The organism is Klebsiella sp. 10982 (assembly GCF_048589245.1).
In the GTDB taxonomy this organism is placed as follows: Bacteria; Pseudomonadota; Gammaproteobacteria; order Enterobacterales; family Enterobacteriaceae; genus Klebsiella; species Klebsiella quasivariicola.
In genome coordinates this window covers 201811-224834 of record NZ_JBMAXV010000006.1, presented here as the reverse complement: position 1 = coordinate 224834, position 23024 = coordinate 201811, and the positions used below count along the sequence as shown (strand labels likewise).

At 59.0% G+C, this 23024-nt stretch carries 21 protein-coding genes and 1 pseudogene; 8 read left to right on the top strand and 14 right to left on the bottom strand.

Annotated elements, in window-relative coordinates; all coding sequences use genetic code 11:
* Positions 1-240: 240 nt before the first annotated feature.
* On the top strand, positions 241-1041 hold the full coding sequence (locus tag ACKLKD_RS08010; RefSeq protein ID WP_080924633.1) for a YdcF family protein: 801 nt from the start codon (positions 241-243) through the stop codon (positions 1039-1041).
* Between the two features lie 67 nt (positions 1042-1108).
* On the opposite strand, the pseudogene ACKLKD_RS08005 reads toward ACKLKD_RS08010, so the two are convergent.
* A pseudogene (locus ACKLKD_RS08005) lies at positions 1109-1240 on the bottom strand (hypothetical protein); the annotation flags it as partial.
* Here ACKLKD_RS08005 and aldA point away from each other — a divergent pair.
* The gene (aldA, locus tag ACKLKD_RS08000; protein WP_042929474.1) at positions 1239-2678 is read left to right on the top strand and encodes an aldehyde dehydrogenase; all 1440 of its coding nucleotides are present in this window, start codon (positions 1239-1241) and stop codon (positions 2676-2678) included. The pseudogene ACKLKD_RS08005 and the gene aldA sit on opposite strands and share 2 nt — an antisense overlap.
* Positions 2679-2726: 48 nt before the next feature.
* On the opposite strand, the gene gap is transcribed toward aldA, so the two are convergent.
* The gene (gene gap / locus ACKLKD_RS07995; RefSeq protein ID WP_080897138.1) at positions 2727-3725 is read right to left on the bottom strand and encodes a type I glyceraldehyde-3-phosphate dehydrogenase; all 999 of its coding nucleotides are present in this window, start codon (positions 3723-3725) and stop codon (positions 2727-2729) included.
* A gap of 280 nt (positions 3726-4005) precedes the next feature.
* Between gap and ACKLKD_RS07990 the strand changes: the two genes are divergently transcribed.
* Positions 4006-4164, top strand: a complete 159-nt coding sequence (locus tag ACKLKD_RS07990; protein ID WP_002903230.1) for a YqaE/Pmp3 family membrane protein — start codon at positions 4006-4008, stop codon at positions 4162-4164.
* A gap of 35 nt (positions 4165-4199) precedes the next feature.
* Here the strand turns inward: ACKLKD_RS07990 and ACKLKD_RS07985 are convergent, their stop codons facing one another.
* The 3 genes from ACKLKD_RS07985 to yedE form a co-directional block, all read right to left on the bottom strand.
* Positions 4200-4592: a DUF1398 domain-containing protein gene (locus tag ACKLKD_RS07985; protein ID WP_080924634.1), complete on the bottom strand. Its 393-nt coding sequence runs from the start codon at positions 4590-4592 to the stop codon at positions 4200-4202.
* A gap of 259 nt (positions 4593-4851) precedes the next feature.
* Positions 4852-5085 carry a sulfurtransferase-like selenium metabolism protein YedF gene (yedF, locus tag ACKLKD_RS07980; protein WP_025713043.1) on the bottom strand — a complete coding sequence of 78 codons (234 nt, stop codon included), beginning with the start codon at positions 5083-5085 and terminating at the stop codon, positions 4852-4854.
* A complete protein-coding gene (gene yedE / locus ACKLKD_RS07975; protein ID WP_080924635.1) occupies positions 5082-6293 on the bottom strand; it encodes a selenium metabolism membrane protein YedE/FdhT in 1212 nt (403 codons plus the stop codon). The genes yedF and yedE overlap by 4 nt, the downstream gene beginning before the upstream one ends.
* Before the next feature lie 267 nt (positions 6294-6560).
* Between yedE and ACKLKD_RS07970 the strand changes: the two genes are divergently transcribed.
* Positions 6561-7040, top strand: a complete 480-nt coding sequence (locus ACKLKD_RS07970) for a hypothetical protein (RefSeq protein ID WP_165931872.1) — start codon at positions 6561-6563, stop codon at positions 7038-7040.
* A 100-nt stretch (positions 7041-7140) separates the two neighbouring features.
* On the opposite strand, the gene ydfZ is transcribed toward ACKLKD_RS07970, so the two are convergent.
* Positions 7141-7344 (bottom strand): putative selenium delivery protein YdfZ, encoded by a 204-nt coding sequence (gene ydfZ, locus ACKLKD_RS07965; RefSeq protein ID WP_087805573.1) that lies wholly within the window; start codon positions 7342-7344, stop codon positions 7141-7143.
* Positions 7345-7630: 286 nt separating this feature from the next.
* Between ydfZ and ACKLKD_RS07960 the strand changes: the two genes are divergently transcribed.
* Positions 7631-8659: a CorA family divalent cation transporter gene (locus ACKLKD_RS07960; RefSeq protein WP_025713047.1), complete on the top strand. Its 1029-nt coding sequence runs from the start codon at positions 7631-7633 to the stop codon at positions 8657-8659.
* A 13-nt stretch (positions 8660-8672) separates the two neighbouring features.
* On the opposite strand, the gene ACKLKD_RS07955 is transcribed toward ACKLKD_RS07960, so the two are convergent.
* Together ACKLKD_RS07955 and malX are read right to left on the bottom strand one after the other, a co-directional pair.
* Entirely contained in the window at positions 8673-9845 is a 1173-nt protein-coding gene (locus ACKLKD_RS07955) for a MalY/PatB family protein (RefSeq protein ID WP_080897136.1), read from the bottom strand.
* Between the two features lie 50 nt (positions 9846-9895).
* A complete protein-coding gene (gene malX, locus ACKLKD_RS07950) occupies positions 9896-11488 on the bottom strand; it encodes a maltose/glucose-specific PTS transporter subunit IIBC (RefSeq protein ID WP_002903245.1) in 1593 nt (530 codons plus the stop codon).
* A gap of 173 nt (positions 11489-11661) precedes the next feature.
* On the opposite strand from malX, the gene ACKLKD_RS07945 reads away from it, so the two are divergent.
* The gene (locus tag ACKLKD_RS07945; protein ID WP_025713049.1) at positions 11662-12690 is read left to right on the top strand and encodes a Mal regulon transcriptional regulator MalI; all 1029 of its coding nucleotides are present in this window, start codon (positions 11662-11664) and stop codon (positions 12688-12690) included.
* 39 nt (positions 12691-12729) lie between these two features.
* Here ACKLKD_RS07945 and ACKLKD_RS07940 read toward each other — a convergent pair whose 3' ends face one another.
* Both ACKLKD_RS07940 and manA read right to left on the bottom strand, forming a co-directional pair.
* Entirely contained in the window at positions 12730-14289 is a 1560-nt protein-coding gene (locus ACKLKD_RS07940) for a YdgA family protein (protein WP_087805575.1), read from the bottom strand.
* A gap of 86 nt (positions 14290-14375) precedes the next feature.
* Positions 14376-15554 carry a mannose-6-phosphate isomerase gene (manA, locus tag ACKLKD_RS07935; RefSeq protein WP_025713051.1) on the bottom strand — a complete coding sequence of 393 codons (1179 nt, stop codon included), beginning with the start codon at positions 15552-15554 and terminating at the stop codon, positions 14376-14378.
* Positions 15555-15753: 199 nt separating this feature from the next.
* Between manA and fumA the strand changes: the two genes are divergently transcribed.
* Both fumA and fumC read left to right on the top strand, forming a co-directional pair.
* A complete protein-coding gene (gene fumA / locus ACKLKD_RS07930; RefSeq protein WP_025713052.1) occupies positions 15754-17400 on the top strand; it encodes a class I fumarate hydratase FumA in 1647 nt (548 codons plus the stop codon).
* 337 nt (positions 17401-17737) lie between these two features.
* The gene (fumC, locus tag ACKLKD_RS07925; RefSeq protein ID WP_087805577.1) at positions 17738-19138 is read left to right on the top strand and encodes a class II fumarate hydratase; all 1401 of its coding nucleotides are present in this window, start codon (positions 17738-17740) and stop codon (positions 19136-19138) included.
* Here fumC and tus read toward each other — a convergent pair.
* The 4 genes from tus to rstA form a co-directional block, all read right to left on the bottom strand.
* Entirely contained in the window at positions 19128-20060 is a 933-nt protein-coding gene (gene tus / locus ACKLKD_RS07920) for a DNA replication terminus site-binding protein (protein ID WP_025713054.1), read from the bottom strand. The two genes, fumC and tus, sit on opposite strands and share 11 nt — an antisense overlap.
* Positions 20061-20135: 75 nt before the next feature.
* Entirely contained in the window at positions 20136-21437 is a 1302-nt protein-coding gene (rstB, locus tag ACKLKD_RS07915) for a two-component system sensor histidine kinase RstB (protein WP_025713055.1), read from the bottom strand.
* Between the two features lie 264 nt (positions 21438-21701).
* Positions 21702-22064, bottom strand: a complete 363-nt coding sequence (locus ACKLKD_RS07910) for a hypothetical protein (protein ID WP_025713056.1) — start codon at positions 22062-22064, stop codon at positions 21702-21704.
* 230 nt (positions 22065-22294) lie between these two features.
* A complete protein-coding gene (gene rstA, locus ACKLKD_RS07905) occupies positions 22295-23014 on the bottom strand; it encodes a two-component system response regulator RstA (RefSeq protein ID WP_080924637.1) in 720 nt (239 codons plus the stop codon).
* Positions 23015-23024 lie beyond the last annotated feature (10 nt).

The following is a 23024-nucleotide window of genomic DNA, read 5'->3' as shown; positions in this document are numbered from 1 at the left end:
TGGGCGTTATGGCGCGCTATGGACTGGTGTAACCGCGAAGCTATTTTTTATTTTCCACCTGATTTTGCTGTTTTTTGTTATTTTCATAGTGAGTTGTTCAGGTGCAACCCGCCTGTTTTTAGATGTTTCTTGTTATTTCAAAATGGTTACAAATCGACGCCGCTTTGCCTCCCGCGAGGCGGCGTTTATGATGGCGAATGCATCCTCTCCGATCGGCTGAGAGGGAATAAAGGAGACAGAATGGCAGAACAATTTCCTCTGCTGTCGGCAGCGACGCTGGCGGCGGCTAACCAGGTCGGCGCCTGGCTGGCGCAGGACGATCTGGCGACACTGCCCGCGATGCCGGAAGTGGACGTGATGGTGCTGGCCGGCAATGCCGTGATCCCGACCATTGACGCCGCCTGTCGGCTGGCGGCTAAACGGGAAGTCCCGCTGCTGATCAGCGGCGGCGTGGGACATTCTACGAACTATCTCTACGAGGCGGTGCGCCAGGATCCCCGTTACCGTACATTGCCGGTGGCGGGGCGTCCGGAAGCGCATATTCTGGCCGATATTGCTCATGACTACTGGCACATTCCACGCTCGCGGCTGGTGGTGGAGGACCAGTCGACCAACTGCGGCGAGAACGCCCGTTTTACCCGGAACACGCTGGAGAGCCGGGGGATCCCTCATCGTCGCGGGATCGTCATTCAGGACCCCACCATGCAGCGGCGAACCATGGCTACCTTCGCCCGCGTCTGGCAGGGGGCAACGACACCGCCACAGTGGCTGAGCTTTCCCGGCTGCTCGCCGGTGCTGGAGCAGACCGATGGCCAGCTGGGGTTCGCGGGCGGCGGGACGGGGCTCTGGCCGGTTACCCGCTACCTGGCGCTGCTGCTGGGCGAGCTGCCCCGTCTGCAGGATACGCCTGACGGATACGGCCCGCGCGGGAAAGACTTCATCTGCCACGTCACCTTTCCGCCGGAGGTCGTCGATGCCTGGCGACAGCTGCGGGAGGACGCCCGGCTTGCCGGGGCGCTGCAGGCGCGCACCCTCGGCTGAAAAATGCCCGTTTACGGCAGATTCGTCGCAAACGGGCATTTTGTGTTATTGAAATGTAACTTAAAACGGGCGCATTAGGCCCATTTTTATGAATTAGCTCACAGAACGGCGCTAATGTGCTGCGAAACGGCGGCTTATCCGCTCGATATTTAACAAAAAAATCACTTGTTAAATACAAATGCACCACAGGAGCAGCCATGACAGCACCCGTTCAACACCCGATGTATATTGATGGCCAGTTCGTTTCCGGTCGCGGCGACGGCTGGATCGACGTGCTTAACCCGGCGACCGAAGCGCTGCTGTCGCGGATCCCGGACGGGACCGCCGAAGAGGCGCGGCTGGCGATTGACGCGGCGGAGCGCGCCCAGCCGGCCTGGGAAGCGCTGCCGGCCATTGAGCGCGCGGGCTGGCTGCGCAAAATTGCCGCTGGTATCCGCCAGCGTGCCGACGACATCGCCGGGCTGATCGTGGCTGAAGGCGGCAAGATCCAGCAGCTGGCGGCGGTGGAGGTCGCGTTCACCGCGGACTATCTCGACTATATGGCCGAATGGGCGCGGCGTTACGAAGGCGAGATCGTGCAGAGCGATCGCCCCGGGGAGAATATCCTCGTCTTTAAACGCGCGCTGGGGGTGACCACCGGGATCCTGCCGTGGAACTTCCCGTTCTTTCTTATCGCCCGCAAGCTGGCCCCGGCCCTGATCACCGGGAATACCATCGTCATTAAGCCCAGCGAATTTACGCCCAATAATGCCATCGCCTTTGCCGAGATTGTCCATCAGGTTGGGCTGCCGAAAGGGGTCTTTAACCTGGTGCTCGGCCGCGGAGAAACCGTTGGTCAGGAGCTGGCCGGCAATCCGAAGGTGGCGATGGTCAGCATGACCGGCAGCGTGGCGGCAGGGGAGAAAATCATGGCCGCCGCGGCGAAAAATATCACCAAAGTGTGCCTCGAGCTCGGCGGTAAAGCGCCAGCGATTGTGATGGACGATGCGGATCTGGAGCTGGCGGTGAAGGCGGTGGTGGACTCGCGGGTGATTAATACCGGGCAGGTGTGTAACTGCGTCGAGCGGGTCTATGTCCAGCAGGGCATTTACGACCGCTTCGTTAACCGTCTCGGCGAGGCGATGAAGGCCGTGCAGTTTGGCGATCCGGCGGCGCGGGACGACATCGCGATGGGGCCGCTGATCAATGCGGCGGCGCGGGACCAGGTGGCGGGCAAAGTGGCGAAGGCGGTGGCGCAGGGGGCGCGGGTGGCGCTGGGCGGCCAGCCGCTGGAGGGCAAAGGCTATTTTTATCCGCCGACCCTGCTGCTGGATGTACGCCAGGAGATGGATATTATCCACGAAGAAACCTTCGGACCGGTGCTGCCGGTGGTGGCGTTTTCGACCCTCGACGAGGCGCTGGCGATGGCCAATGACAGCGATTATGGCCTGACCTCCTCAATCTATACCCGCGATCTGAACGTGGCGATGAAGGCAATTAAGGGGCTGAAATTCGGCGAAACCTATATCAACCGCGAGAACTTTGAGGCGATGCAGGGTTTCCACGCCGGCTGGCGTAAATCGGGGATCGGCGGCGCTGACGGCCGCCACGGACTGAACGAGTACCTGCAGACCCAGGTGGTCTATCTGCAGGCCTGAGGCACTCAACACCTTACCGGCGGGCAGCGCAGGCGGCCCGCCGTTCACTTAGCGGGCAAATTTCTCCAGCACGCGGATAAGCTGGGTGACAAAGCCGTATTCGTTATCGTACCAGGCGACGGTTTTCACCAGCTGTACGCCGCCGGCTTCGACAATCTCCAGCTGGGTGGCATCGTAGATCGAGCCGAAATGGCTGCCGATGATGTCGGAAGAGACAATCTCTTCTTCGGTGTAGCCGAAGGATTCGTTGCCCTCGGCCGCCTGCTTCATCGCCTGATTCACTTCATCCGCGGTCACCTTTTTCTCCAGCACGGAGACCAGCTCCGTCACTGAACCGGTTTTGGTTGGCACGCGCTGGGCATGGCCCTTCAGTTTACCGCTCAGGGCCGGGATCACCAGGCCGATGGCCTTAGCCGCGCCGGTGGTGTGCGGAATGACGTTCTCTGCCGCCGCACGGGAGGCGCGCAGATCTTTACCGCGCGGCCCGTCCACCAGCGACTGGGTGCCGGTATAGGCATGGATGGTGGTCATGGTGCCGACGGTGATGCCGAAGGCATCCTGCAGCACTTTGGCCATCGGCGCCAGGCAGTTGGTGGTGCAGGAGGCCACGGAGATGATGGTGTCATCCGGAGCCAGAGTGTCATCGTTGACGTTGTAGACGATGGTTTTCATCTCGCCAGCGGGGGCCGAAATCAGCACTTTGCGGGCGCCGGCCTGGAGATGGGCTTGCGATTTCTCTGCTGAGGTGTAGAACCCGGTACACTCCACGATCACCTCGGCGCCGGCCGCCTGCCACGGAATATGCTGCGCCTCTTTTTCGGCATACACGGTGATGGTTTTACCGTTGACGATCAGCGCGTCTTCCGTAAAGTCGACGCTCCACGGGAAGGGGCCGTAGTTTGTATCATGCTTTAACAGGTAGGCCAGCACCTTTGGCGAGGTGAGGTCGTTGATAGCGACCACTTCCAGGCTGCTGTCGACTTCTAATAAGCGGCGTAACACCAGACGTCCGATACGACCAAATCCATTAATTCCAAGTTTACTCATGGATATTCTCCGGTTGGTAAAACGACTCGATGTAATAAAACTCCTCCAGGCTTAGCCCTGTCACTTAGATTGGTCAACCGATAATTTGTGCGCAACGCCAGTGCGCCAGGACTGTTGAGTAAAAAGTGAATGTTTTCCCGGTCTTTTTTGTCGTCGACGGCAGAGAAAAATTTTTGTTACCGGGATGAGAGTGCCGTCTGCTGGCGAAACGGTGAAAAGCGTCTATGCTTAACTATTGAATAGCTTAGTAAAATAATGACGTTAGACGAAGGGAGAGGTTATGGGATTCTGGAGAATTGTTTTCACTATCATTCTGCCGCCGCTGGGCGTTTTGCTGGGTAAAGGCTTCGGCTGGGCGTTTATCCTCAACATCATTCTGACCCTGCTGGGCTATATTCCTGGTCTGATCCACGCCTTTTGGGTGCAAACCCGCGACTGAAGATGAACCGCTCGCGACGCCCCCCGGCGACCCGTTCAGGGGGGCAGTAAACGCTCTTTAAACAGCAGGGTATTATCCTTCGACCAGTAATGGCGGGTATTGTCCTCAAGATCGACGGTCCACTTAAATACCCCGGCGCTGGCCAAATCCTGGCAGTACTGTTCAAAATTGATGGCCCCGGCGAAGTGGCGGATAACCGCGGCTCTGGTCAGACAGTGGCTGACCTCAGTGCACACGCGCAGCAGGCCGCGAGCGCTTTTTATCGAAATCACGTCATCGTTCGCCATCACGAAATTCACATTGCCGGTGGTGACAAAGTAGATGTAGTAGGAGACCTGATGCCGCCGAAGCTCACCGGCGAAGGTGGCAAAATCAGCATCCGAGCGAACTTGTTCAAAAAAATGACCCAACCTTGCCAGCAGTTCCATTTCTGTCCTTACGGTATTGTCGTGTCAGGCTGCTTTGTGTGCGGGCAGAAACCATTCACGAAATCACTTATTCATTTTTAAATAATATAGGCGCGTTATATTAATGGTTATTATGTAACTGGAATACCGTTTCAAGTGTTACAAGCTATTGCAATCGTTTGCCAGGACGAGCCAGTGAAGGGGAAGGTCGCGATGTGAACAACGGGAAGAAGCGCCGGCGATGAAGATCGCCGGCGACGGGAAGGACTTTCCGCTGCAATTATTTCTGGATCAGATAGCGAATGGTGGGGCCATCCTGCTGAATATCCAGAACCGTATAGCCATGATTTTTGGCATCGAGCGGAATGTTATTGATTGACTGCGGACAGTCGCTGACCACTTCGAGGATCTCGCCTTTTTTCAGGGAGGGCATTGCCTCCAGGGTGGCAACGGCCGGATAGGGGCAGGGCTCGCCGACCATATCCAGGCGATAATCAGGGACGATGTTTTTCATGCGCTCTCCTTCACGGTCCGGACCGCCGCCGACTGACGGCGGAAGAAATGTCTCTCCCAGGCGATCACCAGCAGCAGGGCGATCAGCAGCAGCAGATAGGTCGCCAGCAGCCCGCCGAAGGGACCGAAGGCGTTTAACAGGTTAATTTTTTGCCAGTGGGTGGCGAGGGGGGCGGAGATATCATCCCAGCACCAGGCAAGCAGCGTTGAGCCGATGACATTGCCCAGCCCCACCCACCAGTAGTGAACCTGGCCCTCTACTGCCCGGTACATCCAGCCGGTTTCACACCCGCCGGCCAGCACGATACCAAAACCAAACAGCAAGCCGCCAATCGCGGCGTTGGGACCCGCCCACATAATTTTCGGCGCCATCCCCAGCTGCACATAGCTGAAGATACCAATGGCGCTCGCCGCCATGCCGAAGATAATCGCCTTCGCCATCACCGTCCGGCCGGTGATCCACATATCGCGAAAGGCGGAGGTAAAGCAGATCTGCGCGCGCTCGATAAGCAGACCAAAGCCAATACCGAACAGCATCGCCAGGCCGAGCGCCGGGTGGTCTGCGGCGGTGAGCAGGCCCCAGCCGATCATGGCGAAAAAGACCACCATCCCCAGGCGGAAGCGGCGGCGCGCCTGCTGCGGTTTTTGGGTTAACGGCGAGGCGGCGGACACTTTTTGCATTTTTACCGGGATGCGAAAAAGGGGCAGCAGCGTGAAGCGGGCGCCAAACCAGGAGCCGATGGCGGTGGCGATGGCAAACAGCCAGGCGTGCAGGGAGAACTGCGGAATGCCGGTGAAAAAGGCGGCGAGGTTGCAGCCCATCGCCAGTCGTGCGCCAAAGCCGGCGATGATGCCCCCGGCCACAGCCTGCATAATGCGGATGCGACTGCGCGGGAAACGCAGTTTGACGTTATTCGCCCACAGCGCCGCGGCCAGACAGCCGCCGAACATACCGATGATCATCCTGCCATCAATGCGGGTCAGCGGCGTCCCGTCAAGATGGATCAGCTGATAATAGCCCCATTGCTCGCTGTGGACGCCCAGCAGCTGCAGCAGCTGACCGCCCCAGCGGGTGAATTCGCCGGTCACCGCCCAGAAGGTGCCGGTGATGCCAAAATAGTAGGTAGAGAGGATGCCTGCCGCGATAACCGCCGGGACGGGGGACCAGAACCGGATAAGCCAGGCCTGTTTAAAGGATTGCCATGTCATAAGAATGCCTCTGAACTCAGAAGGTATTAAAGGTCGATGAGCGACCGAAGGGAGCAAATAGTACCCGCCTCAGCGCCGGCTTTCTCTGTTTTGGATCAAGGCACTACCTGTGGCGACAGCGTCATGTTTAGCCGGCGCGATCTGCGTCGGTTAGCTGATTGCCCTTTGGTTTAATTTCACGGTGCTAGTATGCCGGGTTCTTTTTTCGCGTATGGCGTAGGTTACTGAATGTTAAATAAATTATTATTGTTGTTATCAGGACTAGTGATGGTCGCCATGCCCTCGGCGCAGGCCGGAGAATTAAACCTCTATTCGATGAATACCGGCTCATATGTTTATCATATGACCGGTAACCATGGACAATATAACGAACATTTCAATAACAACTTTTTCTCGGTGGAGCGCAAGTTTTCTGCGGATTCAAAATATAGTGTGCTGATCGGCACGATGAAAAACAGCTTTGACGATCGCTGTCTGACTCTCGGCGTGCGCCGCGACTGGCTGAAAAACGATACCGGCTGGGTGCTGAAAGGGGTGTATGCCTATACCGGGGAATTTTTCTTTGATGCTTTCAGCCACTGTGGGGATTCAGGTACCTACCGTACCGCCAAAAAAATCACCGGCGTCGGTTTTTCGCCCTATCTCTATCATGGGCTGCAGTATAACTTCACCGATTACTTCGGCGTCGAAGGTGGGATTATTGTGCCGGCGATCTTGGTGATGAGTGTGCAGTGGAGCTTTCGCTAAGCGCCTGGCCAACCGGTTGCGGCGCGTAGAACCGTTCTCAGATAGCCTGAGACTGATGACCTGGCGGTCGTCTCAGGCCATCAGCGCAGGATTGCGGGGATTAATGCATGCCGAGGCGAATGAGATCTATCGGGCAGAAACGGCCTTCGCGGCCGTCAATTTCAACGCAGTCTGCCCGGCGCAGCTGCTCGGCGGTTTTCCCCTCGCCATGGATAGCTTTAATCACTCCGGTCCCACCATTGCCAGCGATCATTACCATACTGCCGGTAGCAATAGCGTTACGATTACGGTCATAGGTTTTCATGGTCTCCTCCTCAATAAACCTGTGTGGAAGCAATGATTAAGCGCCTAAAGTAATACGCTTTTTTTCTTAAAAAAGTTTTGAGGATAATCAAAAAAATTTTAAACAAGCAGGCGCAAATGCGCAACGGAGCTGCGGCTTCCGTGTGAAAACCGCCTGACAGCGATGGGTAATATGTCTGCCAGGTGACTGTTTTATGACGAAATTATTAACCTTGCCAGGCGGTGGAAAATAGCGAAAGATGGCGCTTTTCGGGCACCCATGTGCCAGTGCCTGTCCTGAGGGTTCCATGAGTCAAGACGTCACCGCGAAGATGTTAAAGCCCGATTTTGATAGTGAAGTATCCGGCCTGGTGCATGGTTATCTGTTTCATGAACAGCGCCCCCCGCAGCCTATCCTCTCTGGTGAGGTATGCGCCCGTTATCAGGCGCTGGCCGACGACAGGGCCTTTATCTGGTTGCATCTTAATCTCAATCACGCGACCGCGGAAAAATGGTTAACCAGCCACTTTCCGGTGGCGGACTTTTTCTTCGAAGAGATCCGCAGCGGATCGCATACCACCCGCATTGAGCGACAGGGGGAAAATCTGTTCGCTGTGCTCAACGATGTGCTGTTTCGTCCGCAGGATACCAGCGCGGAAACCGCCACGCTGTGGCTCTACTGTAGCCCTAAGCTGGTGGTGACGGCGCGCTTCAAACCGTTACGCTTTATTGAATGGATGCTGCCGCGGCTGCAGACGCTCAGGGTGAACACGTCTACCGAGCTGCTGGCTTTTCTGCTGGAGGAGCAGGAGGAAGTGCTGGAGCAGGTAGTGCGCCAGGCCAGCCGCCACGTTGACCTTATCGAAGAGCGTCTCCTGAGCAGCCGCGTGCAGCGCAACCGGGCCGATCTGGCGCGGCTGCGGCGGATGCTTCTGCGTTTTCAGCGACTACTGGCGCCGGAGCCCGCAGCGATGTTCCGGCTGCTTAACCGGCCGCCGGGATGGATGGATCGCGCGGTGGTGCAGGCGTTTCGCCAGTTCACTGAAGAGTTTAGCGTGGTGCTTAACGACCTGTCCGGCCTGATCGAGCGCATCAGCCTGCTGCAGGAGGAGATTGGCGCCCGCCAGCTGGAGCAGAGCAACCGCACCCTCTATACCCTGACGGTGATCACCGTTCTCGCACTGCCGATTAATATCGTGGCCGGTTTCTTCGGCATGAACGTCGGCGGGATCCCGCTGGCGAGCAACCACCACGGGTTTATCCTGCTGGTGGTGATTGTCGCCGTCTTCACCCTCGGCGCCGGTTACCTGGCGTTCCGTCGGCGCGATGACCTGTAGAATGCACGTCGAATCAGCTGAGGCTGCGCAGGGCGGCAATCAGCCCTTCGACGCCGCGCGTCAGCTTCTCGCGAGGACAGCCGACGTTGAGACGCAGAAAGCCGTTGCCCTCGGCGCCATAGGTATAGCCCGGCATAATCGCCACCTTCTGGTCGGCGATCAGCGCCTGCTGTAGCGCACGGTCGTCGATGTTCAGGGGGCGCAGGTCGATCCACGCCAGATAGGTGGCTTCCGGCGGCTGCCAGCGTAGCGCAGGGAAGGCGCGGTTGAGCGTGTCGGCCACATAGCGCATATTCGCCTGCAGGTAGTCGCGCAGGGCGTCGAGCCACGGAGCCCCGTCGCGGTAGGCAGCGATATGGGCAACCAGCGCCGGCACCGCGGGTGATGAGAGCCCGTCGCGCCCCTTCAGCGCCTGCAGGTAGCTGTCGCGCGCGTTCGCCTCGGGGATAAAGCCGTAGGCCCCGGTTAGTGCCGGAATATTGAAGCTCTTCGAACCGGAGGTGAACAGCGCCCATGGCCCCTGAGCGACCTCGCTCCACGGGATATGGCGGTGTTCGCCCCAGGTCATATCCATATGAATTTCGTCGCTAATCACCCTGACGCCATGTTTTTGACACAGGGCCGCCATGGTCTGGAGCTCCTTGCGCCGCCAGACTTTCCCCGTTGGATTGTGCGGGCTGCACAGCAGTAGCAGGGTATTTTTCGGCTCGGCCAGCGCCGCTTCCAGGCGTGCCATATCGCAGTGCCACTGATTATCCGCCAGGGTCAATGGCACCGGGGCAATCTGCCGCCGGTTAGCGGTGATGGTGTTAAAGAAGGCATCATAGGCGGGGGTATGGACCACGACGCCGTCGCCTTCGCTCGACCACTGGCGGATGGTTTCCGCCACCATGTAGATAACCGACGGCCCGTAGACCACCGTTTGCGGATCGATGACGCTGTTAAAGCGGCTGGCGTACCAGTGGGCAATCGCCCCGAGAAACGCCTCGTTCTGCCAGCGGCTGTAGCCGAACACGCCGTGGGCCAGTCGCTGGCTGAGGGCATCGAGAATGCACGGAGCGGTGGCAAAGTCCATATCGGAGATAGTGAACGGCAGCAGGTCGGGGGCGCCAAACCGGTCGGCGACATAGTCCCACTGTGTGCACCAGGTGCCGTGGCGGTCGATGGGGGTAGCAAAATCAAACATCGGAACTTCCTTAGCGAGTGTCCCCCTCCGCTGCGGAGGGGGACCGGGTGTCAGGCCTGAACGGTATTCATCAGTGTGGCCATCTCATCTTTTACCGATTGCACCTGCGGGCCAATGACCACCTGCAGATTATGCTGATTGAGCTGGACCACCCCGATGGCGCGATGGGCTTTCAGCGCGGCAGCATCCACTTTGCTCATATCGTGGACCGACAGACGCAGACGGGTAATGCAGTTATCCAGCGAGACAATGTTCTCGGCGCCGCCGAGGGCCGCCAGAATCGCCGGCACGTTATACCCGGATTTGCCGATGGTGCCCGCGACGGCTTTCTCCACGCTGGCGGCGGTGTCGATATCGCGGCCCGGCGTTTTCAGGTTGAAGCGGGTAATGGCGAAGCGGAAGATGGCATAGTAGACCGCGAACCAGATAGCCGCCACCACCGGCACCAGATACCACTTGGTTGCCAGACCATGCAGGATGCCAAACACCACGAAGTCGATGATATTGCCGTCGGTGTTGCCGATGGTCACTCCGAGCACCGCCATGATGGTAAAGCCGAGACCGGTCAGCAGCGCGTGGATGACGTACAGCACCGGCGCCACGAACAGGAACAGGAATTCCAGCGGCTCGGTGGTGCCGCCGACCACGCAGGCGATGACCCCGGAGATCAGCAGGCCTTTAATTTTATGCCGGTTTTCCGGACGGGCGCAGTGGTACATCGCCAGCGCGGCGCCCGGCAGGCCGCCGAGGAAGGCCGGCATTTTACCCTGCGACAGGAAGCGGGTGGCGCTTTCGGCGAAGCCGTGGGTAGTCGGGCAGCTCAGCTGCGCCTGGAAGATGGTCAGCGCGCCGCTGACGCTGTGGCCGCAGACGTCGAGGGTACCGCCGGCTTCAGTGAAGCGGATCAGCGCCACCAGGATGTGGTGCAGGCCAAACGGCAACAGCAGGCGCTCGCCGGTGCCGAAGATCATCGGGCCAAAATCCCCGGCGCTGTTGATCATCTTCCCGAGGGCGTTGATCCCCATGGCGAAGACTGGCCATACCAGCGGGATCGCCAGCCCGACCAGCCCCAGCACCACGGTGGTGACGATCGGCACGAAGCGAGTGCCGCCGAAGAAAGCCAGGGCATCCGGCAGGCGAATGTTATGGAAGCGTTCATGCAGCAGCCAGACGATGATCCCGGCGATAACCGCCCCGAGGATCCCGGTATCGATCGACGGAATGCCGATGATGTTCTGGATATTGTTAGCCTTCAGGATCGCGGCGTCAGTGGTGGGCAGAATGCCTTTCGCCGTCAGCCAGAAATTGACCGCCAGATTCATGACCGCATAGCCAACGAAGCCGGCGAAGGCGGCGACGCCTTTGTTCTCCCGCGCCAGACCCAGCGGGATGGCGATACAGAACATGACCGGCAGGAAGCTGAAGGCGAAGGAGCCGACTTTGCTCATCCAGATAAAGATCGCCTGCAGCAGCGGCATATCCAGCCATGGCAGCAGCGTCAGTACATCGTGGCTGCTTAACGAGCTGCCGATCCCCAGCATGATCCCGCAAAACGAGAGCAACGCCACGGGCAGCATGAAGGTTTTTCCCAGCTGCTGGAAAAATTCCCATAAGGTGATTTTTGGTGCTGTTTTCGCCGTCATAGCACGGTTCCTGATTCATAAGTGGTCGGGAAGAACTAACGCCACGGCAAGATAAAACGTTTTACCACTTTTTAGTGCGATAAAAATCACATATTCAAGCGATAATAACGTTTATAAAGATCGCACAATGATAAAACGATTTATCGACAGGCAAGGGAGTCAGCCAGCAGGTTATGGCAATCGCAAAAAAGATCACCATCAATGATGTGGCGCTGGCTGCCGGCGTCTCCGTGAGTACCGTTTCACTGGTACTGAGCGGTAAAGGGCGTATCTCCAGCGCCACCGGCGAGCGGGTTAATCAGGCTATCGAACAGCTGGGATTTGTGCGCAACCGTCAGGCGGCCTCGCTGCGCGGTGGGCAAAGCGGGGTGATTGGCCTTATCGTCAGCGACCTGTCAAAACCGTTTTACGCTGAATTAACCGCCGGCCTCACCGATGCGCTGGAGAGGCAGGGGAAAATGGTATTTCTCACCCAGGGAGGACGCAGCGGCGAGAAGATGGCCCAGCGGTTTGATACCCTCGCGGCGCAGGGTGTCGACGGGGTGATTATCGCCGGGGCGATCGACCGCGGGAGCGAGCTGCGCGAGCGGGCGGCGGAGGCGGGGGTGCCGCTGGTGTTCGCTTCCCGCGCCAGCTACCTTGATGATGTCGACCTGATCCGCCCGGACAACATGCAGGCGGCACAGCTGGTGACCGAGCATCTGATCCGCCGCGGCCATCAGCGGATTGCCTGGCTTGGCGGGCAGAGCTCGTCGCTGACGCGCGCCGAGCGGGTCGGCGGTTATTGCGCCACGTTGCTGAAATACGGTCTGCCGTTTCACAGCGAATGGGTGCTGGAGTGCGAGTCCAGCCAGAAGCAGGCGGCGGAGGCGATGGCGGGGCTGTTGCGCCAGAATCCGACCATCACTGCGGTGCTGTGTTACAACAACGTGGTGGCGACCGGCGCATGGTTCGGTCTGCTAAGGGCTGGAAGGCAGAGCGGGGAGGATGGCGTCGAGAGTTACTTTGAACAGCGGGTGGCGCTGGCGGCATTTGCCGATGTGCCGGAGGCGGCGCTTGATGACCTGCCGCTCACCTGGGTGACCACCCCGGCGCGCGAGATGGGGAAAACGCTGGCCGATTCAATGCTGCGGCGGCTGGAAGAGGGGACCGGCGAGGCGCGAAACCAGATAATGCCCCCGCGGCTGGTGACGCGAAAATGACGGAGACGGCGCGCGATGGCCGTCTCCTGAACCGATAAGTTACGGCTGCGGGGCCGCGTCGTCCTGCTGAGGAGCGGCGTCATCCTGCTGCGGCTGGCCCTCCTGCGGCGCGCTGTCCGGCAGCGAAGGCGCTTCCAGACCAAACATCGCGGCAAAATCCTGCAGCGGCATTTTCTGTCCGTTCAGCGTCACCTGGCCGTTCGCGTACTGCAGACTGCTGCTGATGGCGTTATCTTCCATGGTGGTGATGCGGAACATCTGGCCCATCGCTGCCAGGCCTTTGACCTGCTGTTCGGCGAGTTTGGCGGCATCGGCCGGTTGATAACCTTCCAGACCGGCGATTTTCGTCATAAACTCCGTCGCCATATCCACCGGGATCACCACCTTGCCGTCAAGAGACTGCACCACGCGATCCAGGCTGTCCGCCAGGGTCTGCGGCGGGGTGGTCACCTGGGCCGGGTCCTTCAGCAGAACCGACAGATTCAGCGTGCTTTCGCCTTTGGCGTTGCGCCAGCTCAGCGGAGAGATAGTCACCGACGGGTTGCCTTTAAGCAGGATCGGCAGCGCATTGAACAGGGTTTCGGTTAACGCCTGCTGGTACAGCTCCGGATTCTGCGCCAGCTCCGGTTTCGCCAGCAGCGCCTGAGACTGCGCGCTGTACTGCTGACTAAACTGGTGCCACGCCTGACCATCGACATTATCCACTTTTAGCGTCAGTTTGCCGCTGCCCATATCCTGCCCCTGCAGCTTGAGGCTGTTGACGGTGTAGTTCACCTGGCTGTTCACGCCTTTGCCGTCCTGGGTCAGCGTGGAGCCGCCGTCCAGCGCCATGCCGTCGATCAGCGCCAGCTCTTTGCCTTCGACGCTGATGGCCAGTTTATCGAGGGTCATTTTTTGCTGGCCGATGCGTTCGTTGAAGCTGGCCAGCTCGGTGGCGCCGTCGGTGGTCAGGTTGACGAAGCGCAGCTGTACCTTCTGGTTATATTCGTTGAGGGCATCGATCTGACCGCTACCGGCCTGGCCCTTCAGGCTGATGTTTTTACCGTCGCGGTCGGCCTCGAGCTGGAACTGACCGCCGCTGAAGGTGACTTTTTCATCCCCTTTGGCGTAGTCGAGGGCATTGAGGATGATAGCCGACTGGCTGTCGCCGCTGTAGGCAATGCGCGTATCGACGGTAAAGGGGGAGCTGCCTTTGGCTATCTCGAACAGCGCCTGGCTGGCGTCGTTTTTCACCAGTGTGGTGTGGACCGACGCCATCGCCGGGGCCAGATTGAAGGCTTTTAACGAGGCCAGCGGGAAGGGGCCGTGATCGACCACTTCGTCCAGCACCACGCTCTGCCCGGCGGCCAGCCAGCCGTTAGCCTGACCGGCGACTGGCTTCACCACCAGCTGCAGGTGGCTGCTGAACAGCCCGCGCTGGTAATTCTGATAGCTCAGCTCCAGACCTGACTCCGGCGCGCTGCTGCGCAGCTGGGCGTTGGCCTGCTGCACCATATCGGCGATCCGGCCTTCCAGTTGTTTGCCGGTGAACCAGGCGCCGCCTGTCCATACCACGCCCAGCGCCACGATGATTCCTGCTGCGACCAGCGATTTTTTCATAGCATTTGTCCATAAATGAAGCCAGGCGGAGAGACCGCCTGGCTGAGTTGTCACGATCAGTAAGCGCGACCTGAAAGGTCAGCCACTTACTGGAGCTTATTGAATACGCGCGCCACGCGACCGTGGCCGGTGACCTGCACCGGTGATTCACTGGCGGCCACGAAAGCTGACTCGCCCGGCTTGAGGGTCAGGCTCTGTTCACCTTTGTGCAGCACGGCTTCGCCGTCAACACAGAACACGATCGCCGCGCTCGCCTGGGCCAGATCGCTGGCCTCGGCGGAGAGGTCGTGCAGCGAGAAGGCAAAATCTTCCACCGGGATCGGGAAGTCCAGCTCCGCGCCGTGGCGCTGCGGCTGGGTCAGCAGCTCAGCCGCCGGTTTGGCTTCGAACTTGACGTTAGCGACCAGCTCAGGGATATCAATGTATTTCGGCGTCAGGCCAGCGCGCAGTACGTTATCTGAGTTGGCCATCACCTCCAGCGCCACCCCCTGCAGATAGGCGTGCGGCGTTTCAGCAAACAGGAACATCGCTTCGCCTGGGTTCAGCTTCACCACGTTCAGCAGTAGCGGGGAGAAAAGGCCGCTGTCGTCCGGATAGAATTCCGCGATCAGGCGGATAGTCTGCCACGGTTCGCCCTGTTCACGGGCCAGTACCTCGCGCAGCACCTGCAGCGCCTGGGCCTTTTCCGCACCCTGCATATTCAACAGGCTGGCAAACAGCTGGCTCAGGTGCGTCGCGTCCGGCTGCTGCAGGAACGCGCCGATGGCCGGGTGCGCGGCGGCTACCGGCTGCAGCAGGCTGACAATCTCGCTGAACTCGCGGAAGGCGTTCATCGCCAGGAACGGCGTCAGGGCGAAGACCAGCTCCGGCTTGTGGTTCGGATCTTTGTAGTTGCGCTCGGCGGCGGAGAGCGGGATGCCGGCGGCGTTCTCGCGGGCGAAACCTTCTTCGGACGCCTGCTTGTTGGGATGAACCTGAATGGAAAGCGGTTGAGCGGCGCACAGGACTTTAAACAGGAACGGCAGCTCGCCGAAGCGTTGTGCTACCTTGTCGCCGAGCAGGGCGGCTTTATCCGCGTCAATCACCTCGCGCAGCGAACGCGGCTGGCCGTCGGCCGCCAGGATCTGCGAGCTGCTTTTCGGATGCGCCCCCATCCACAGCTCGGCCATTGGCAGGTTGTCCGGGTTGGCGATGCCATACAGCTCGGTTAAGGCGGTGTGACTTCCCCAGGCGTAGTTCTGTACGGCGTTGATCAGCTTTTGCATTCTCATTCCCTGTATCAATCAAAGTAAATTATCGCCCTATTAAACCAGCAAACCGTGGAGAAGCAACTGCTGAAAGAAAAAGTCGTCCCTGTCTCAGTTTTTGTTAAAAAATTGTGTAAGATTGATCGACTCGCTTTTCTACAGGCACATGGAGTCCCTGCCTGAAACATAATCAGCCAAAGCAGTAAGTGAGAGTACAATGTCGAATAAACCGTTTGTTTACCAGGATCCTTTTCCCCTCAAAAAGGATGACACCGAGTATTATCTCCTCAGCAGTGATTACGTCTCCGTCGCCGAATTCGCCGGCCAGGAAGTGCTAAAAGTTGACCCTCAGGCGCTGACCCTTCTGGCGCAGCATGCCTTCCACGACGCCTCCTTTATGCTTCGCCCGGCGCATCAGCAGCAGGTGGCGGATATCCTTAACGACCCGGAAGCCAGCGAAAACGACAAATACGTCGCGCTGCAGTTCCTGCGCAACTCTGATATCGCCGCCAAAGGCATTCTGCCCACCTGCCAGGATACCGGCACTGCCATCATCATGGGTAAAAAAGGCCAGCGCGTATGGACCGGCGGGGGCGATGAGGCCGCGCTGGCGCAGGGGGTGTACAACACCTATATCCAGGACAACCTGCGCTACTCGCAGAACGCGCCGCTGGATATGTATAAAGAGGTCAACACCGGCACCAACCTGCCAGCGCAGATCGACCTCTATGCTACCGATGGCGATGAGTATAAATTCCTCTGCATCGCCAAGGGCGGCGGCTCGGCGAACAAAACCTATCTGTACCAGGAAACCAAAGCGCTGATCACCCCGGCGAAGCTGAAAAACTACCTCGTCGAGAAGATGCGCACCCTCGGGACTGCCGCCTGTCCGCCGTACCATATCGCCTTTGTGATCGGAGGCACCTCGGCGGAAGCGACGCTGAAGACCGTCAAGCTGGCGTCCACTAAATACTACGACGGCCTGCCGACGGAAGGTAACGAACATGGTCAGGCGTTCCGCGATGTGCAGCTGGAGCAGGAGCTGTTGCTGGAGGCGCAAAACCTTGGCCTCGGCGCGCAGTTCGGCGGGAAATACTTCGCCCACGATATACGCGTGATCCGTCTGCCGCGTCACGGCGCGTCCTGCCCGGTAGGGATGGGGGTTTCCTGTTCCGCCGACCGCAACATCAAAGCCAAAATCAACCGCGACGGCATCTGGATCGAGAAGCTGGAGAGCAACCCGGGGAAATATATCCCTGAGCATCTGCGTCAGGCCGGGGAAGGCGAAGCGGTGAAGGTGAACCTTAACCAGCCGATGAGCGAGATCCTGGCGCTGCTGTCGCAGTATCCGGTGTCCACCCGCCTGTCGCTGAGCGGTACTATCATCGTCGCCCGCGATATCGCCCACGCCAAGCTGAAAGAGCTTATCGATAATGGCGAAGCGCTGCCCCAGTACGTCAAAGACCATCCGATCTACTACGCGGGGCCGGCCAAGACGCCGGACGGTTACGCCTCCGGCTCTCTGGGACCGACCACCGCAGGCCGCATGGATTCTTACGTCGACCTGCTGCAGTCGCACGGCGCGAGCAAAATCATGCTGGCGAAGGGTAACCGCAGCCAGCAGGTGACCGACGCCTGCCACAAACACGGCGGCTTCTACCTCGGCAGCATCGGCGGCCCGGCGGCGGTGCTGGCCCAGCAGAGCATCCGCAGCCTGGAATGTGTGGCCTATCCGGAGCTGGGGATGGAGGCTATCTGGAAAATCGAAGTGGAAGATTTCCCGGCGTTTATCCTCGTCGATGACAAAGGCAACGACTTCTTCCAGCAGATCCAGACCTCGCAGTGCTCGCGCTGCGTGAAGTAACCCACGCCGCCCTCCGGGGCGGCTCTGGCCGATGACAAACCGGTTTTCGTCATTGTGATCGCCTTTCTGCCGGTGACGGCTTTCGCCTTACCCGGTCTACGAAAAACAGCAATATCAAATAGTTACGCACTTCTCTGTAGGCCCGCGCAAGCGCAGCGCCGCCGGGCAAGCCCGACGATTGCATTTTGTCAGCGGTCCGGGCCGCCCTCCGCGGCGGCTTTTTTATGCCGCTTAGCGGCACGAACCACTAAAACAACTTATTAATCTGGCCAATACTTAATCTTTTGAGCAGGTGAGCTTTGTCGCTATGACGCACATTCCATCCAAGGAGAAAGTAATGACAACGCATCGCAGTGAAAAAGATTCGATGGGCGCTATCGACGTCCCGGCGGATAAACTCTGGGGCGCCCAGACCCAGCGCTCGCTGGAACATTTCCGCATCTCAAGCGAAAAAATGCCCGGGGAGCTGATATACGCCCTGGCGCTGACCAAACGGGCGGCGGCAAAGGTTAATCAGGATCTCGGGCTGTTGACGGCGGAGAAAGCCGGGGCGATCGTCGCTGCCGCTGACGAAGTCCTGGCCGGAAAGCGCGCGCAGGAGTTTCCGCTGGCTATCTGGCAGACCGGCTCTGGCACCCAAAGCAATATGAACATGAACGAGGTGCTGGCTAACCGCGCCAGTGAACTGCTTGGCGGTGAGCGGGGGATGGGGCGAAAAATTCATCCCAATGACGATGTGAATAAAAGCCAGAGCTCAAATGACGTGTTCCCCACCGCCATGCACGTTGCGGCGCTGATTGCCCTGCGGGAAAAACTGATCCCATCGCTGCAGGGGCTGCGGGCGACGCTCAACGACAAAGCGGTGGCCTTCAGGGATATCGTCAAGATCGGCCGCACCCATCTGCAGGACGCCACGCCGCTCACCTTAGGCCAGGAGATCTCCGGCTGGGTGGCGATGCTGGACCATAGCCTGAAGCATGTTGAAGCCAGTCAGCCGCATCTTGCCGAGCTGGCGCTGGGCGGGACGGCGGTAGGAACCGGCCTGAATACCCATCCGGAATACGCCGTACGGGTGGCGGCCGAGCTGGCGTCGCTCAGCGGACAGCCATTTGTCACCGCGCCGAATAAGTTTGAGGCGCTGGCCACTGTCGATGCCCTGGTCCATGCCCACGGTGCGCTGAAAGGCCTGGCGGCGTCGCTGATGAAAATCGCTAACGATGTCCGCTGGCTGGCCTCCGGCCCGCGCTGCGGTATTGGCGAAATCGCCATCCCGGAAAACGAACCGGGTTCCTCCATCATGCCGGGTAAGGTCAATCCAACCCAGTGCGAAGCGTTGACCATGGTCTGCTGTCAGGTGATGGGCAATGACGTGGCGGTGAATATCGGTGGCGCCTCGGGCAACTTTGAGCTTAACGTCTATCGCCCGATGGTCATTCATAATTTCCTGCAGTCGGTGCGTCTGCTGGCGGACGGCATGGCGAGCTTTAACGAGCACTGTGCGGTGGGTATCGAGCCGAATCGCGAGCGGATCAGCCAGTTGCTCAATGAGTCGCTGATGCTGGTCACTGCGCTGAATACCCATATCGGCTACGATAAAGCGGCAGAAATTGCTAAAAAAGCCCACCACGAGGGGCTGACCCTGAAGGCCTCGGCGCTGGCGCTGGGCTACCTGACGGAAGCCGAATTCGACAGCTGGGTGCGCCCGGAGGAGATGGTCGGCAGTCTGGCTACTCGCTAGCCAGCCAGAGGTGCAGGCGCGGGATCAGTAATCTCAGCGACTGCGCCTCCGGTTTGTAGCGATACTGCACATTGTCGGCATCGTAGTTCAGCAGCTCGCCAATATCCGGCACGCTCACCCCCTGGCTGCCGGAAATCAGGGCAATCAGCGGGCTGGGGCAGGCGTACTGTATCTGTTTCTGCTCGCTGGCGTACCAGACGCGGGCGATCGGCTGCACTTTCACCGGCCGTTTGATCTTCAGCCGCGCCCTCTGCGGCAGGGCGGCGATGTCCTGATACTCCCTTTCAAGCTTGCTCTGCCACTGTTCACGGGTCCACGGCGGTACCGCCCGCGGCGATTGCAGGCTTTTCTCCAGCATCATCAACACCTGATCGCGGGTCAGGTTTTTAATCACGTGCTTATTGGCCCAGCCGAAGCGGATGGTGCTGGGGTCGACAAGGGGCGTCAGCGTGCGATAGGCGCTAAGGGTAATTAAGCCCGGCAGGTGGCGATGCACCCATTCAAAACGGGCAGTGGAGGGCAGGCCGGAGTCGACGGTGACGATTTTCTCGAAGGTGGCCTTTAGGGCATTGATATGCTGAATGCGCGCCAGCAGATCCTGTTGCTCCGCAGCGGTGACCTGCAGGCAGATAGCGCCCGGCAGGCGAACGGCGGCCTTGCTGCTGCGGGTTTCCGACTGCTGCTGGATAAACAGATGGCTGTAGTGGCGTAGCGCGAGCGCCAGGGCCGCCTTGCCGATGTGCTGTACCACCGGAATGGTGGCCAGCGGATCGTGCTCGGCATCCTTACTGACCGCCGGCAGTTCAAATACCCGGCCCGCCAGCAGCCGACAGTCACTTAACGCCTGCCGGAGCGCCTGCAGCTCCAGCTCGATCTGGCGAAAGGTATCATTCAGACGTTCAACGAGGTCGTAGCTGGCCATGATCATTACCTTAGTTACAACATACTATTGGATTTTTGCAGCATACCTAGCGCGCGGCTTCTGCGCAAGTTTTCTTCAGGCAGAGGTAAAATCAGGCAGCTGATGATAGACCGGCCAGCTAAAGCAGAAGCGGGCGCCGCCGAGAGGGCTGGCCTCGCAGCGCACGTCGCCGCCCATTGCCTGGGCGATACTGTGGACAATCGCCAGGCCGAGGCCGCATCCACCGGTCGCCCGGTCCCTGCTGGGATCAAGCCGGACAAAGGGCTCAAACACCCGCTCGCGCTCCTCGGGGGCGATTCCCGGACCGTCATCATCAACCTGCAACGACGCGCGTGAACCTTGCAGGGTCAGGCTGACCGCCACCTGCTGGGAACTGTAGCGCAGGGCGTTATTCACCAGATTATCCAGTACCCGCTCCATCAGCCGCATATCCAGCGCGCCGTAGTTACCCTGGGTCAGCGTCGCCAGAGCGACCTCGCGCTGTGGGTTGACCATCTGAATATCCTCGACATGGTCACTGATCCAGGCGGGAAAATCGGGGGTGGTCAGGCTGAGCTCCGTCTGCGGGCGGTCAAGGCGGGCGTAGGTCAGGAGTTCTTCAATCAGCGCTTCCAGCTGACCGATATCGCGATTCAGCGCCTGCGATTCCGCTTCGGTGAGGTTTTCGCTCATCTCCAGACGATAGCGCAGTCGCACCAGCGGCGTTCTCAGCTCATGGGCGATACCGTCAATCAGCTGCTTTTTGCTGGCAATAAGTGCATTGATGTTATCGGCCATCTGGTTGAAGGCCACCCCGAGACGTTCGAAGCTGGACATACTGTCGAAGTGAATGCGCTCCGTGAGGTGGCCTTCGCCAAAGCGCTGAGCAGCGGTCTCAATGCGCAACATGTCCTGCCAGTGCGGACGCATCCAGATAAACACCGGAAAGGCCAGCGAGATGGCGATAAACGCCATCAGCGCCACGTCCAGCAGGCGCATTTCATGCAGAAAATAGAGATAGGGCACCGGGCCCACCGACAGCACATAATGGCTGCGGGGAATGCGCTGAATAAAGGTGTACTGATCGTCGAGGGCGACAATATCGCCGGCGCGCAGGTGCTGCAGGGAACTCTCCGAGAGCTTAAATTTGCTCATTGGCTCGATGTGCAGATCGAACGACAAATTCAGGTCCAGCTCTTTAAGGGTTTTGCTCCAGTCGCGCGGCGGAATTTCCCGCAGCTCGCTGCGCATCAGATACAGCGAGCTTTTCATCAGATCGTCAAGCGACTGCCGTCCGGCGCGCTCCGCGGTAAATTTATAGACCAGGCCGACCAGCATGGTCATCACCAGAAAGCAGACGAAGAGCAGAAGATAGAACTGCACGAACAGCTTTTTCATTACATTACCGCGTATTCAAATGAGGACCTGTCTGGTGCCCCGGGACCATCTGCCCGGCGGGGCGGAAACGTCATGGGTTTATCTGGGCGAGCCGAGACCCGCGCGGGAATAACCGATACGCTATCAAAGCAGGGTTTATGCCCCCTGACAATAGCTAGCCGGGAGCGCACTGTCGTTTAATATGTGACAGTGTCACTCATCGTGAGTTTACGTCGATATCAGGCCAGTAGTGTGCCTAACGTATTCAGTACGTCGATGGATGCGCTACTCGCGATAGTAGGGGATATCGACCGGATAGAGGGTCGTCAGACTCAGCAGCCGACAGCGCACCAGCTTTTCCGTTTCGGCATACCAGTAAGCAAACTCGCCGGTAGTCTGGTGGTAAATCATCTGATCGAGGTTGGCAAAGGGGATGACCAGCAGTGGCCCCTGGCGCACGTGGCCGCCGCCGGTTTCAAAGTGATGCTGCCCCCAGGATTGCTGGGTATGTTCATAGCGGTGAAGGATCACCTCGATTTGCCCGCGCTGCGGACAGAGGAGTCGAATATCGGCGTTGTCGAGGGAAAAAGCCCAGCCAGAGAGTGACGTGAAGAGTGAAAGTGCCAAAAGTACAACGTATTTCATCATGCAAAAGTCCTGTGTTTTCAGGCTTTATGCCACCGCGAACACGCTAAGTTATTGAGCACAATCATATTGAGGAATGATATGACGGGGATCTGTACGATTAAACATATTGATTTGATCAATAGGATAAATCGGTGGCGGTCCGCCAGCGTGACGGCCGGGTAAAACACGATACGCTTGCCGCCCGAGAGCAGACAGCGAAGATGGCCCCTTTCGGGGCCGCAGAAGAATGTTTAATTGTCCCAGGCGTGCGGGGCGAACAGGTAGCCTTTGTTGCGTACCGTCTTAATTCGGTAAGGCTCAGTGGCGTTGTCGAGCAGTTTTTTGCGCAGGCGGGAGATGGCCACGTCGACGCTGCGATCCATTCCGTCATAGGTTACGCCGCGTAGATTTTTCAGCAGTGCGTCGCGGTCCATAATCTGCCCGGCGTGAGTGGCCAGCTCCCACAGCAGATCGAAATCAGCTGTCGACAGGGCGACGTTTTCCCCACCGAGCAGCACCTGGCGATTAACCGGGTCAATGGTCAACGAACCAAAGGAGATGGTTTTGTGCGGGGTGAGCGCCGAGGGGGGGGCGCCGGCCCCAGCTGGGGCAATATGCTGGCGCAAATGTAAACGCAGCCGGGCCAGGAGAACCGCTGGCGGCGTGGTTTTCAGGATATAATCGCTGGCGCCCATCTCGAGGGAGAGAATATGGTTCATGTCGCTGTCGAGCGAGGTCAGCAGGACAATCGGCCCCTGCCATTGCCCGCGCAGGTCGCGGCAGAGCGTCATCCCGTCTTTGCCGGGTAGCATAATGTCCAGCAGCACGAGGTCCGGTTTTTCCCGGGCGATCACCTCCTCTGCGCGGTCGCCGCGAGGCTCGACCACCACATCCATATCGTGCTTGCCGAGATAAGCGGCGATCAACGCGCCTACCTCAGGGTCATCCTCAACAAAAACGATTTTATTCATGTCTATCGCA

Excerpts from the sequence above, each read along its gene's own strand:
- ACKLKD_RS07970 (WP_165931872.1), top strand. The coding sequence starts at position 6,561 with ATGGTCGCCATGCCCTCGGCGCAGGCCGGAGAATTAAACCTCTATTCG.
- malX (WP_002903245.1), bottom strand. The coding sequence starts at position 11,488 with ATGACGGCGAAAACAGCACCAAAAATCACCTTATGGGAATTTTTCCAG.
- yedE (WP_080924635.1), bottom strand. The coding sequence starts at position 6,293 with ATGACATGGCAATCCTTTAAACAGGCCTGGCTTATCCGGTTCTGGTCC.
- aldA (WP_042929474.1), top strand. The coding sequence starts at position 1,239 with ATGACAGCACCCGTTCAACACCCGATGTATATTGATGGCCAGTTCGTT.
- ACKLKD_RS07985 (WP_080924634.1), bottom strand. The coding sequence starts at position 4,592 with ATGGAACTGCTGGCAAGGTTGGGTCATTTTTTTGAACAAGTTCGCTCG.
- ACKLKD_RS07955 (WP_080897136.1), bottom strand. The coding sequence starts at position 9,845 with ATGTTTGATTTTGCTACCCCCATCGACCGCCACGGCACCTGGTGCACA.
- ACKLKD_RS07990 (WP_002903230.1), top strand. The coding sequence starts at position 4,006 with ATGGGATTCTGGAGAATTGTTTTCACTATCATTCTGCCGCCGCTGGGC.
- rstA (WP_080924637.1), bottom strand. The coding sequence starts at position 23,014 with ATGAATAAAATCGTTTTTGTTGAGGATGACCCTGAGGTAGGCGCGTTG.
- fumC (WP_087805577.1), top strand. The coding sequence starts at position 17,738 with ATGACAACGCATCGCAGTGAAAAAGATTCGATGGGCGCTATCGACGTC.
- rstB (WP_025713055.1), bottom strand. The coding sequence starts at position 21,437 with ATGAAAAAGCTGTTCGTGCAGTTCTATCTTCTGCTCTTCGTCTGCTTT.
- fumA (WP_025713052.1), top strand. The coding sequence starts at position 15,754 with ATGTCGAATAAACCGTTTGTTTACCAGGATCCTTTTCCCCTCAAAAAG.
- tus (WP_025713054.1), bottom strand. The coding sequence starts at position 20,060 with ATGGCCAGCTACGACCTCGTTGAACGTCTGAATGATACCTTTCGCCAG.
- gap (WP_080897138.1), bottom strand. The coding sequence starts at position 3,725 with ATGAGTAAACTTGGAATTAATGGATTTGGTCGTATCGGACGTCTGGTG.
- ACKLKD_RS08010 (WP_080924633.1), top strand. The coding sequence starts at position 241 with ATGGCAGAACAATTTCCTCTGCTGTCGGCAGCGACGCTGGCGGCGGCT.
- ACKLKD_RS07940 (WP_087805575.1), bottom strand. The coding sequence starts at position 14,289 with ATGAAAAAATCGCTGGTCGCAGCAGGAATCATCGTGGCGCTGGGCGTG.
- ACKLKD_RS07945 (WP_025713049.1), top strand. The coding sequence starts at position 11,662 with ATGGCAATCGCAAAAAAGATCACCATCAATGATGTGGCGCTGGCTGCC.
- ydfZ (WP_087805573.1), bottom strand. The coding sequence starts at position 7,344 with ATGAAAACCTATGACCGTAATCGTAACGCTATTGCTACCGGCAGTATG.
- manA (WP_025713051.1), bottom strand. The coding sequence starts at position 15,554 with ATGCAAAAGCTGATCAACGCCGTACAGAACTACGCCTGGGGAAGTCAC.
- ACKLKD_RS07910 (WP_025713056.1), bottom strand. The coding sequence starts at position 22,064 with ATGATGAAATACGTTGTACTTTTGGCACTTTCACTCTTCACGTCACTC.
- ACKLKD_RS07960 (WP_025713047.1), top strand. The coding sequence starts at position 7,631 with ATGAGTCAAGACGTCACCGCGAAGATGTTAAAGCCCGATTTTGATAGT.
- yedF (WP_025713043.1), bottom strand. The coding sequence starts at position 5,085 with ATGAAAAACATCGTCCCTGATTATCGCCTGGATATGGTCGGCGAGCCC.